Origin of the sequence: Mycolicibacillus koreensis, assembly GCF_002104795.1 — a bacterium.
Lineage (GTDB): Bacteria > Actinomycetota > Actinomycetes > Mycobacteriales > Mycobacteriaceae > Mycobacterium > Mycobacterium koreense.
On record NZ_NCXO01000075.1, the window covers coordinates 1 to 10,384 of the forward strand.

Annotated in this window: 12 protein-coding genes and 1 pseudogene; 8 read left to right on the top strand and 5 right to left on the bottom strand. The window is 67.2% G+C overall.

Annotated elements, in window-relative coordinates:
- Positions 1 to 108 precede the first annotated feature (108 nt).
- Positions 109 to 1,307, bottom strand: a pseudogene (locus B8W67_RS19340) (IS3 family transposase).
- Between the two features lie 107 nt (positions 1,308 to 1,414).
- Positions 1,415 to 1,927, bottom strand: a complete 513-nt coding sequence (locus B8W67_RS19345; protein ID WP_131814698.1) for an MTB12 C-terminal domain-containing protein — start codon at positions 1,925 to 1,927, stop codon at positions 1,415 to 1,417.
- A 256-nt stretch (positions 1,928 to 2,183) separates the two neighbouring features.
- On the opposite strand from B8W67_RS19345, the gene B8W67_RS19350 reads away from it, so the two are divergent.
- On the top strand, positions 2,184 to 2,831 hold the full coding sequence (locus tag B8W67_RS19350; protein ID WP_085305770.1) for an HD domain-containing protein: 648 nt from the start codon (positions 2,184 to 2,186) through the stop codon (positions 2,829 to 2,831).
- A 36-nt stretch (positions 2,832 to 2,867) separates the two neighbouring features.
- On the opposite strand, the gene B8W67_RS19355 is transcribed toward B8W67_RS19350, so the two are convergent.
- On the bottom strand, positions 2,868 to 3,092 hold the full coding sequence (locus B8W67_RS19355) for a hypothetical protein (RefSeq protein ID WP_085305772.1): 225 nt from the start codon (positions 3,090 to 3,092) through the stop codon (positions 2,868 to 2,870).
- A 223-nt stretch (positions 3,093 to 3,315) separates the two neighbouring features.
- On the opposite strand from B8W67_RS19355, the gene B8W67_RS19360 reads away from it, so the two are divergent.
- The 4 genes from B8W67_RS19360 (at position 3,316) to B8W67_RS19375 (ending at position 6,125) form a co-directional block, all read left to right on the top strand.
- The gene (locus B8W67_RS19360; protein WP_234806833.1) at positions 3,316 to 3,579 is read left to right on the top strand and encodes a hypothetical protein; all 264 of its coding nucleotides are present in this window, start codon (positions 3,316 to 3,318) and stop codon (positions 3,577 to 3,579) included.
- 84 nt (positions 3,580 to 3,663) lie between these two features.
- Positions 3,664 to 3,930 carry an amphi-Trp domain-containing protein gene (locus tag B8W67_RS19365; RefSeq protein ID WP_085305776.1) on the top strand — a complete coding sequence of 89 codons (267 nt, stop codon included), beginning with the start codon at positions 3,664 to 3,666 and terminating at the stop codon, positions 3,928 to 3,930.
- A gap of 119 nt (positions 3,931 to 4,049) precedes the next feature.
- A complete protein-coding gene (locus B8W67_RS19370; protein ID WP_085305778.1) occupies positions 4,050 to 4,904 on the top strand; it encodes a sulfurtransferase in 855 nt (284 codons plus the stop codon).
- A 42-nt stretch (positions 4,905 to 4,946) separates the two neighbouring features.
- Positions 4,947 to 6,125: an NAD(P)/FAD-dependent oxidoreductase gene (locus tag B8W67_RS19375; protein ID WP_085305780.1), complete on the top strand. Its 1,179-nt coding sequence runs from the start codon at positions 4,947 to 4,949 to the stop codon at positions 6,123 to 6,125.
- Between the two features lie 6 nt (positions 6,126 to 6,131).
- Here the strand turns inward: B8W67_RS19375 and B8W67_RS19380 are convergent, their stop codons facing one another.
- Together B8W67_RS19380 and B8W67_RS19385 are read right to left on the bottom strand one after the other, a co-directional pair.
- On the bottom strand, positions 6,132 to 6,974 hold the full coding sequence (locus B8W67_RS19380) for a patatin-like phospholipase family protein (protein ID WP_085305782.1): 843 nt from the start codon (positions 6,972 to 6,974) through the stop codon (positions 6,132 to 6,134).
- Entirely contained in the window at positions 6,971 to 8,710 is a 1,740-nt protein-coding gene (locus B8W67_RS19385; RefSeq protein WP_085305784.1) for a ribonuclease H-like domain-containing protein, read from the bottom strand. The genes B8W67_RS19380 and B8W67_RS19385 overlap by 4 nt, the downstream gene beginning before the upstream one ends.
- Positions 8,711 to 8,810: 100 nt before the next feature.
- Between B8W67_RS19385 and B8W67_RS19390 the strand changes: the two genes are divergently transcribed.
- The 3 genes from B8W67_RS19390 to B8W67_RS19400 form a co-directional block, all read left to right on the top strand.
- Positions 8,811 to 9,143, top strand: a complete 333-nt coding sequence (locus B8W67_RS19390) for a YnfA family protein (RefSeq protein ID WP_109470218.1) — start codon at positions 8,811 to 8,813, stop codon at positions 9,141 to 9,143.
- Between the two features lie 19 nt (positions 9,144 to 9,162).
- Positions 9,163 to 9,723 carry an SAM-dependent methyltransferase gene (locus B8W67_RS19395; protein ID WP_085305786.1) on the top strand — a complete coding sequence of 187 codons (561 nt, stop codon included), beginning with the start codon at positions 9,163 to 9,165 and terminating at the stop codon, positions 9,721 to 9,723.
- Between the two features lie 280 nt (positions 9,724 to 10,003).
- Positions 10,004 to 10,384, top strand: a 381-nt coding sequence (locus B8W67_RS19400; protein WP_165757328.1) for an NlpC/P60 family protein, incomplete at its 3' end; no start/stop codon positions are given.

Consider the following 10,384-nt stretch of genomic DNA (forward strand, 5'->3'; position numbering starts at 1 on the left):
ACCGGTCTCGGCCGGTTGACCCCCATCGAATTCGAAGCAATCATGACCCCACCGGCCAGTCAGGCCGCGTGACCAAACTGTCACCTATTCGTGCAGCAGACCCGGGTGTCAGGTTCCTTCGTAGGTTGCCGGGCTGGATTGGGTGCAGTGGGAGTGGCGTCGTTTGGTGTTGTAGCGGGCCAGCCAGCGGAACACTTCGCGGCGGCAGGACGCCGCGTCGGGCCAGCAGGACCGGTCTTGCAGGATCTCGCGTTTGAGGGCTGCATTGAACGATTCGGCCAACGCGTTATCGGCACTTGACCCGACACCTCCCATCGACTGGATGACCCCCAAGTCACGGCAGAGCATCGCGAAATCATTTGAGGTGTACTGACTTCCGTGATCTGCATGAAATATCGCACCGGCCAGACTGCTCCGCAACGCGGCAGCGGCGTTGAGGGCATCGGCGACCAGTTCGGTGCGCATGTGATCGGCGATCGCCCACCCCGGTGACCCGCCGTGAACAGCAGTCGATCACCGTCGCCAGATACAGAGTCGACCCGGTCGCTAACGGCAGATAGGTGATGTCTCCGACGTAGCGGGTGTTGGCCTCCTCCGCGGTGAAATCCCGCTTGAGCAGATCGGGAACCTTCTGGTTGGCCGGATCCGGGACCGTGGTCTTGACCCGGCGTTTGCGCCGGTAGCCAGCGATCCCGGCACCGCGCATCACCCGGGCCACCCGCTGATGATTGACCCGCTCACCCGACGGTGCACCGTCGTTGAGTTCGGCGGTGATCCGCGGCGCACCGTAGGTGTTGTCCTGCTCGTGCACCGTGCGGATACGCTCCGCCAACTCCCGGTCAGCGCCCTGACGCGCGGCGCGGCCGTCGGCGCCGGCCAGCCAGGCTTAAAACGACGAACGCGCGATCTCGACGACCGCGCACAGCCACTTCACCTCGAAGGTGTCCCGGTGGTCGGCAACGAACTGGAAGCGGCTCACCAGTTCGTCTCCCCGGCGAAATATTTGGCCGCCGACCGCAGATGTCACGCTCGGTGGCCAGCTTGACCTTCTCCGCGCGCAACGCCTGGTTCTCGGCCCGTAGCCGGGACAGATCCTGCTCGGGGGCTGTGCATGCCCGCTGAGGCCGCATTCGCCCCTGCCGGCTTGCGGTGCCGGATCGCCACACCCTGGTCTTTGCATCAGCCGCTCAGCGTTGCGTCGTGAACGCCGAGGTCAGCAGCATCACCGTGATCGTCGCCCCTTCGGTGTCTCGGTACAGCGCAACCGCATCACGCTTGACCTCCTCGGAGTAATTTTTCCTTGCCATCGGATTGGATTATCTCGCTTCCCCCGGGAACATCCCAGGATTGAGCGTGTCCAACACACGAGGGTAAGGCCCGGCCACGACCCGATTCGGGCGCTTCCGGTCACCGCTCACCAACCGAATATGGCAACGCTGGCGCCCGGATTGCCGCCGCCGCGGTGCACGTTGGACCAGATCGCATTGAGCATCGTCATCGCGGTGTCGTGGGTGACCTTCCACTGTTCGCCCTGTTTCACCAACACGATCGGCCCCGCCGGTGTCCGCGGTCGGTGCGGGATGGACACCGTGGCGCCGGCGTAGTCGTTCGGCGCCGGCTGGATGTCGGTGACGATGAAGGTGAACGGGATGTAGTTGTGCGCGGCGAGTCGGGCCAGGTCCGGGTCTATCTTCGCGCCCTCCTCCGGGGTGAACCCGGGCTCGACCACGTCTGCCTTGGCCTGCCACGGCACGTTCGGGTCGGTGATGCGGTTCAGGTCTGCGACGATCTGATCCACGGTGGGCACCGGCGCGCCGGGGGGAGCAGGCAGGTTCGGATCGGCGTGCGCCCCCGGAGCGCAGACCATGCTGGCGAACAGCAGGGCCGCGCCGGCGAGCGTCTGCCACCGATGGGTTTTGCCGGACATCACTACATTTTAATACCTCGGGGTGGGGTACGCACTGTCAAACTGGGGCAGGCCCGGCATCCCACAGGATCTACGGGCATACGTCCGACGGCAGTTCCGGGGATGCGGCCCGGGGCAAGTCGAACAATCGGGTGCGACTGTGGGTTCTCGCTCTGCTTGTGGCCATGGGGCGCCGGTCGGCTCACCCGCGCCCGTGGCGTTCGGCGTAGCTAATTCTGGAAGGCTGAGCGTGTGAGCCACCGGGAAGGGGACAACCATGAGCGGCACCGCTGAGACGATCGCCGGGGTGACGATCCCCGATACCGCGTTGGTGCGGGACACCACCGAATTCATCCGCGACGCCGAGGACGATGTGCTGTTCCATCATTCGCGGCGGGTGTTCCTGTTCGGGGTGTTGCAGGGCCGCCGCCGCGGACTGGTTGCGGACCCCGAACTGCTCTACGTCGCCGCCATGTTCCACGACCTCGGGCTGACCGACCGCTACCGGGACTCGACCCTGCGTTTCGAGGTCGACGGCGCCAACGCGGCACGCGACTTCCTGGTGGAACGCGGGGTCGACGAGGTCGATGTCGGCAAGGTCTGGTTGGGCATCGCGTTGCACACCACCCCCGGGGTCCCGCAGTTCCTCGACCCGGAGGTGGCGTTGGTGACCGCGGGCGTCGAGACCGACGTCCTCGGCTTCGGTCGCGACGACCTGACCGCCGAGGCCCTCGAGGCGGTGACCGCGGCGCATCCGCGCCCGGATTTCAAGCGCCGCATCCTGCACGCCTTCACCAACGGGGTCAAACACCGACCGGCCAGCACGTTCGGCACCGTCAACGCCGATGTCCTCGATCACTACGACCCGTCGTTCGTCCGCGACGATTTCGTCGAGATCATCTTGGGCAACGGCTGGCCCGACTAGTGGCCCGGGGGCGCCGGTCGTTTCGACCCGCCCCTCCTAGCTGTCGCGGTACCGCAGGTGTGCCCCGGTGCGGTGGATGGGCACCTTCTCACCCGGATGGATGTGTTTTTTGAACGGCATCACCTCATAGGTGGTGGTGGCCGAGGTCTTGCCTTTCTTGGCCACCCCGACGATGCGCCCCTCCAGGTCGTGGGCCGACCGGTAGTTGAAGTAGACGGGGTCTTTGACCTTGAAGTCCCGTTCGCTGTTGCTGGCCGCCATGGGATCGGTCCTTTCCAAACGTGTGCGTTGTTCACCGATTGTGGGCACAACGCCCTGTCGTATCCCTGTCGGATTCACCGAAATGGTGGACCATCAAACGCAGGGGTGTGTGCCAAGCCGGTTCTGTGGATGCATCGACGATGCCGTAGGGCCGGATTAATTTTCACGATTCGCCTGTTGTCGGGGTCAATGCAACATCGACAGGTGCGGGAGAGGTGTGGATGTGAACATTGACGGGTGTGTCGCAGCGGTAGCCGGTGCCGAGACGTTGGAACAGGCCTGCGAGCGACTCACCGCAGCCGGATTCCAGGCCGCGGTGCACGACGAGCAACTCGTCGTCGACGACGGTGCGGCGACGGTGCAGGCCGACGGCGGCACCAATCAGATCGGCCACGAGTTCTTCCTGTGGAGCATCGACGGGCAAGACGGCGAATGGAGCCGCTGCGTGGCGCGCGGTCCGCACGGTAGTTGCCCGCCGATCCGCTGACCGAACCGCCGCCGGGCGCGCTGCGCTCACAGCGAAAATAGCTCTCACCAGGCAATTTGATGCAGGGTGGGCTAGGTTGGGGCTATGGCCGAAGAGACGATCCACAAAGAAGCCGAAGAGACGATCCACAAAGAAGAACGCCTGACTACCCGCGCGGACGTGGCGGCCGAGCTGCGCCGCCTCGCCGACGAGCTGGAATCGGCGGGGACCATCAGCTACGGCAGGGCGGGCCGCCTCGCGGTGCCCGAGCAGATCGAGCGGGAGTTCGAGATCGAACGCGAAGACCGGGGCTCCAGCGTCGAGTACGAAGTCGAGATCGAACTGAAGTGGTACGCCCCGAAAGAGCAGTGAACCGAGGCCGGACGTGCGGCGGAGCACCCAAACGCGCCAGTAGGCTTTCATTACGGGTGCCCGCGATGCGCGCCCCGTCGACAGCAGTGGGAGAAGGCAGTAAGAGAAGGAGGTGCGCCGTGGCCGCGCGCGACCAGGTGCTGATCAGTGTCGATGAGGTGGCGCGCCGGATCCAGGCCGGGGATCCGATCACGGTCCTCGACGTGCGATGGCGCCTCGATGAGCCCGACGGGCGGGCGGCGTATCTGGCCGGGCACCTGCCCGGCGCGGTGTACGTCTCGCTGGAAGACGAACTGAGCGACCACACCGTCACCGGCCGGGGCCGGCATCCGCTGCCGGCGGGATCGAGCGTGCAAGCCGCCGCGCGCCGCTGGGGGGTGAGCGCCGATCATCTGGTGGTCGCCTACGACGACTGGAACCGGGTCGGATCCGGTCGCGCCTGGTGGGTGCTGACCGCGGCCGGGCTGACCAACGTGCGCATTCTCGACGGCGGGCTGGCCGCCTGGCGCGCCGCCGGCAATGCGGTGGACACCGGTGCGGTCGACCCGCAGCCGGGCGATGTGACCCTGGAATACGAAGATCTGTACGCCGGGGCGCTACCCACCCTCAATGCCGACCAGGTCGCCGAAGGGGCGGCGACGCTGCTCGATGCCCGCCCGCCCGAGCGTTACCGCGGGGACAACGAACCCGCCGACGCGGTGGCCGGACACATCCCCAGCGCCAAGAACCTGCCCTGCACAGCGGTGCTCGCCGACGACGGCACCTTCCTCGACGACGATGCGTTGGGGCGTCTGCTCGCCGACCGGAACGTCGAGGCGGGCGACGCGCTGGGCGCCTACTGCGGATCGGGGATCAGCGCAACGGTCCCGGTGGCCGCCTTGGCGGTGCTGGGGCGGCGTGCGGCGCTGTTTCCCGGATCGTGGTCGGAGTGGAGCGCCGACCCCAAGCGTGTCGTCGTCCGCGGCGGCGAATAATCGCCCTTCGCAGTCGGCCCCCGACGAAAGAGGTGAGGACCGTTGAGTAAAACGGTAGTCGTCCTCGGGGCGGGAACAGCGGGTCGTGCTGCGGCAGAACGGCTCCGTGCCGTGTTGTCGCCAGCGGACCGCGTCGTGATGATCGACCGCACGTTCTCGGGAAGTCTCGGCTTGTCCGCGCTGCGGGTGCTTGGCGGTTGGCGCCGGCCCGAAGACGTGACGGCAACGCTGAAACAGACTGCCCTGCTTGGGGTGTCACTGCAAACCGGTGAGGTCGCCGCCGTGGATACCGCGGCCGCGACGGTGTCCTACCGCGCCGGGGACGCTGAGCACAGTCTCGCTTACGATGCGCTGCTCATCGCGCTGGGCGCCGAACTCGACACCGCGGCGCTACCCGGCTTGGATGCCGCGATCTCCGCCGGGCGCGCCGCCCAGTTCTACACCCCCGACGGTGCGGATGCGCTGCGGCGCAGCGTCGAACAGTTCACCGCCGGGCGCATCGTGGTGGTGATTCCACCGCCGCCGTTCAAATGCCCGCCCGCCCCCTACGAGGCGGCATTTCTGCTCGCCGATCAACTCGGCGAAAGGCTCACGGGCTCTGCGGTGCGGCTAGACGTCATCACCGCCGAGCCGTATCCCATTCCGGTCGTCGGCCCCGACGTCGGTGCCGGAGTCACCGAGTTGCTGTCGGCGCGCGGCATCGGTTTCCATCCGGGACGCAGCATCACCGGCATCGGGCCCGATGGCGCGACGGTCACGTTCGCCGACGGTGGCCGCGAGCACGCCGATCTGCTGGCCGTGGTGCCCCCGCACGCCTGCGCGGCGGCCCAGATCGTGCCCGATCTGGTCAACGCCGACGGGTGGATCCCGGTTGCGCCGGACACCTTGGCCGCCAAGGCTCCCGGTGTGTGGGCGGTCGGCGACAACACCGCAGTGACCCTGGCCAACGGCAAGCCCCTGCCGAAAGCGGGGGTGTTCGCCGAGGGGCAGGCGCTGGTGGCCGCCGACCAGATCGCCCGTCAACTCGGCTACGACGCACCCGAGGGCGTCTACACCGGCGACGGCGGCTGCCTGCTGGTCGTCGGCGGGGGACGGGCGGCCAAGATCGCCGGCCGGTTCCTGGCCGATGCCGGCCCGCAGGTCTCGCTGTTCCCACCGACCGCAAAGTTCCACGCCGAGAAAGAACAACTGGAGCGCGACTGGTTGGCCCGCTGGCGCTGACCGGACTCAGTGGCGGTGCGGCGCGAGCAGCACCTCCTGGCCGCTACGCGGTGGTTGCTCGAGCCAGCGCAGGGTCTCTCGGTGGGATTCGGCGATCAGTGCAGCCCCCTGGGAGAAATCGATCGGGGAGATGCGCACGGGACACAGCGGCGGCACCACCCGTAGCGTCACGGTGTCCTCATAACGTTTGATGTCGGCGGCCAACCGCTGGTTGATCGCCAGTGTCAACGCGTGCAACGCCATGGCGATCACCCCGCGCGGTGCGGCGGCAAGATCGCAGGCGTAGCCGGTGGGCAAGACGTACACGATGTCGGCGCCCAGGGCGATCGCGTGTGAGATCGGGGTGTTGTTGACGACACCACCGTCCATCAACTCCCGGCCCGCGATGCGGACCGGGGGCAGCACGGCGGGGATCGCCGAGCTCGCGCAGATCGCCGCTACGGCATCGCCTGAGGAAAGGAGCACATCGTGGCCGGAGAGCACGTCGGTGGCCACGACATGGAGTGCAATCGGGGCATCCTCCAGCCGGGTGAACTGCAGATGGTCGGTCAGAAGGCGGCGTATCCCGCTGGCGGGCACCAGATTGGGTCGCCGTCCCAGAAACCCCAGCAGGCCGAGCAGCGGGCGGGTGGGAAAGACCTCCTGACGCGACAGCGATCGCCACAGCCGGGCCAATTCCTCGATCCCGACGGGATCGGGCTGTGAGGCGATCCAGCCGCCGTTGATCGCGCCCACCGAGGTGCCGACGATGAGGTCCGGAGCGATCGCGTTCTCTGCCAGCGCCGCCAGCATGCCGACCTGGATCGCCCCCAGACTCGCCCCACCGGAGAGCACGAACGCCGTCGTCATCGTTGCGGCCGTGCACTTCCGGCAAGCATCTGACGAACACCGTCACGGATCGCGGCCTGCGCGGCGACATCGCACTCGTTGTAGCGCAAGCACCATCGGCGTGCTTCGGCCGCCTCGGGTCCGTCACCGCGCGCCACATCGATCATGTACTGGGATGCCTCACCGCCGGCGTTCTCGACGTCCCAAAAGAAGCCGAAGATCGCGGCGACGTCCTTGATCGACAGGCTGGTACGGCAGAAGAACACGCTCGCGAACCACTTCATCAGGTCAACGGTGACGCCGTCGAGAACGCGCTGCACCGCCGGGAATCGCTTGGTGAGACTGATCTCCGGGTGATTCCAGTGGAAGATCCGTAGGCTGCGGCCGAGTCGGTCGGCGGTCTCGCACAGGGCATCGATCCGCGCAGCGAACTGCTCGGCCAGGGCAGCCTCGGCGTCGTCATCGAGTGGGTAGAACGAGACGATCGGCTCATAGCGCGCGGTGCCGTCGTCGTGGCAGTCGCGGATCCGCAGGCCCCACTGGTAAATCCGCTGATCGAGATCCCACTCGATGTCGAAGTCGATCTCGATGTCGGCCTGCGGGACCTCGGGTGTTTGCGCGCCGTCGAGTTCCAGGTCGACGCCGGCGACCGTCATCCGGGCACGACGGATGACGTTCTCCAGGCGCTGCGCCGGTGCCAGACCGGTCGGGGAATGTTCGCAGAAACCGGCGCTGTGCGTGGCGGGGTCGGCGGCGGCGAGTTCGTCGATGCTCAACGCCGTGCCGTCGCCGCACTGGGTGTAGAGGTATCGCCATTGACGGACGGTTAGCAGCCCGGTCTCGGTGGCGAATGACGCGTCGGTGGGTCCGGCCACCTCAGTGCAGTGGTCGAACCATTCGCACGTCGCGCATTCGGTGATGTGATACGGACGCACTATCTCCTCTCCGGAGCGGGCGGCGGCCGCAACGGCGACCCGGAAGCCGAACTCGTGGTCGTAGCGCTGCAACGCCGAGCGCTTTGTGACGTGCGTCGGAGATGAGCGCGAATAGGTGGCCACATCGGCGATGTCGAGGTCATACCAGGTGATCGCGTGGGTGCACCCGAGCAGCGCGGTCATGTCCGAGGTGCCGATGATTCCGCCCAGCAGTGGGCCGGCGTGAAAACCCAACTCCTGCAGCATTCGGGTGTAGTGGGCCAGCTGCATCACATCCTTCTGCCAGCTGGTGGCCCTATTGCTGTATCCGGACTGCGGCACGGTGACGTCGGGTGCGGTGAGAGCCGAGACGAGCACGTGCGCCGACGGGCGCGGATTGGCGGGTTTGGCGGGTTTGGCTGAGGCTCGCAGCGTCCGGTGGTTCTTGACGTCCACCGGCAGATAGCCCTCGCCGTGGCGAACCAGAACATCGGGGGCGCCGGACCGGCTGTTGATCTCGGGAAGCCTCCCGCCGATGATGACGTCCGCGCCGTCACCAATCGCCTCCAGGGTTCGCTGCGTCCCCCGGTCCCAGTCCTCGCCGGTCGCCGCGATGGTCAGATCTGCCACTGCGCCACCCGAAGCCGTGGCGCTGTCCCGGATTTCGTCGAATATCGCCGATTCGAACAGCCGTCCGGCATCGATGCGGGCCTGCACCTCCGGGGAGATCGGGAGCGCCACCCGTGGCCCGGGGGCGAACTCGTTGTGGACGCGGCGGGCACATCGTTGGGCGGGGTAGGAACCCAGCACCGGCAAGTCGGAGGGCCCGGACCGTCGCGGCATCGCCGACCTCCTCTCGCCGAGCCGAACACTACTCCGCCGGTCGGACAACACGGCCGGATCCGATCATCCATCCGCGGCCGTGGGAGACAATGGCGCGATGATGATTGGCAAGTCGATCGTTCTGTTCGCGGTTGCGGCACTGCTGGAGATCGGCGGCGCTTGGCTGGTCTGGCAGGGGGTGCGCGAACAGCGCGGATGGCTGGCGATCGGGCTCGGGGTGATGGCTTTGGGTGCCTACGGTTTCGTCGCCACCCTGCAACCCGACGCCCACTTCGGTCGGATACTCGCCGCCTACGGCGGCGTGTTCGTCGCCGGCTCACTGGCGTGGGGGATGGCCGTCGACGGGTTCCGGCCGGACCGTTGGGATGTCGCCGGGGCACTGCTGTGTCTGGCCGGGGTCGCGGTCATCATGTACGCGCCTCGGCCGGTGTGAAGCGCGGGAGCATGCGCTGATGAGCGAGGATGACCGGGCGCGCTGGGATGCCCGCTACACCGACCGCGACGCCCCCACCGCGGCCTCAGTCGGCCCTCCACCGGTCTTCGCCCCCTACAGCGGGGTATTCCCGATGTCGGGTCGGGCGCTGGAGCTGGCCTGCGGCGTGGGAGGCGCCTCAGTGTGGCTGGCCCGGCGCGGACTGGACGTCTGGGGGATGGATGTCTCTGCGGTGGCGATCGAGCAGGCGCGGGCGCTGGCTGGGCGCAGTGGGGTCGCGCACCGCTGCCGCTTCGACGTCGTCGACCTCGACGACGGCCTGCCGGCAGGGCCGGCGGTCTCAGTGGTGCTGTGTCACCGCTTCGTTGATCGGCGGCTCGACGCCGCGATCCTCGACCGGTTGGCACCCGGTGGGCTGCTGGCGATCGCCGCACTCAGCGTGGTCGGGGCCCCCGGTGCGGGACGCTATCGCGCGGCGCCCGGCGAGCTGTCGGCCGCGTTCGCGTCGCTGCAGATCATCGCATCCGGGGAAGGGTGCGGCGAGGCCTGGCTGGTGGGCAGGAAAATGGCAGAGAAATGACAGAAGTAATTGGGTAATTCGACGTCGTTCGTGTAGCGGGAGCGACTCATTATTGTTATCGTTCAGCGATTGATGGTGCGCTGCCGACAATTGGGGCCGACCGGATTCACTGTGGTCTATAGCGTGATGACCGGCGAGAACGCCGTGGCTGTGGGCTTTGGAGACGGTGAAATGTTGGTCAGATCATTTTTGCTTTCCGACGTGATGACCGCCACATAATTTGATTGTCGACATAGTGGTCTTGTTAATGTTCCACCCCGTGTTCGTTCTGGCTTCGATTATGTCGTTGATCAACCAGGTTTCGGGGACGCCGTATGTCGTCGGCGGGGATTCCCCGGCCGGTACCGATTGCTCCGGACTGGTGTCGTGGGTCGCCAACACCGCCACCGGGCGGCCGGCCTTCGGGGACCGGTTCCACACCGCCAACGAGGAGGCGGCGCTGCTGGAACGCGGCTTCCAGTACGGAACCGCACCCAACGCCCTGGTGATCGGCTGGAACGCCAACCACACCGCGGCCACCCTGCCCGACGGCACCGCAGTGTCCAGCGGTGAGGGCGGAGGCGTGCAGATCGGCGGTGCGGGGGCCTATCAGCCGCAGTTCACCCACCACATGTTCTTGCCGATGGAGATCGAGCCGCCCCCGCCGCCCCCGGAGATGGCG

Bases quoted from the DNA above. Each gene is read 5' to 3' on its own strand.
- B8W67_RS19390 (WP_109470218.1), top strand. From the start codon at position 8,811: ATGATTGGCAAGTCGATCGTTCTGTTCGCGGTTGCGGCACTGCTGGAG.
- B8W67_RS19350 (WP_085305770.1), top strand. From the start codon at position 2,184: ATGAGCGGCACCGCTGAGACGATCGCCGGGGTGACGATCCCCGATACC.
- B8W67_RS19395 (WP_085305786.1), top strand. From the start codon at position 9,163: ATGAGCGAGGATGACCGGGCGCGCTGGGATGCCCGCTACACCGACCGC.
- B8W67_RS19355 (WP_085305772.1), bottom strand. From the start codon at position 3,092: ATGGCGGCCAGCAACAGCGAACGGGACTTCAAGGTCAAAGACCCCGTC.
- B8W67_RS19365 (WP_085305776.1), top strand. From the start codon at position 3,664: ATGGCCGAAGAGACGATCCACAAAGAAGCCGAAGAGACGATCCACAAA.
- B8W67_RS19385 (WP_085305784.1), bottom strand. From the start codon at position 8,710: ATGCCGCGACGGTCCGGGCCCTCCGACTTGCCGGTGCTGGGTTCCTAC.
- B8W67_RS19345 (WP_131814698.1), bottom strand. From the start codon at position 1,927: ATGTCCGGCAAAACCCATCGGTGGCAGACGCTCGCCGGCGCGGCCCTG.
- B8W67_RS19380 (WP_085305782.1), bottom strand. From the start codon at position 6,974: ATGACGACGGCGTTCGTGCTCTCCGGTGGGGCGAGTCTGGGGGCGATC.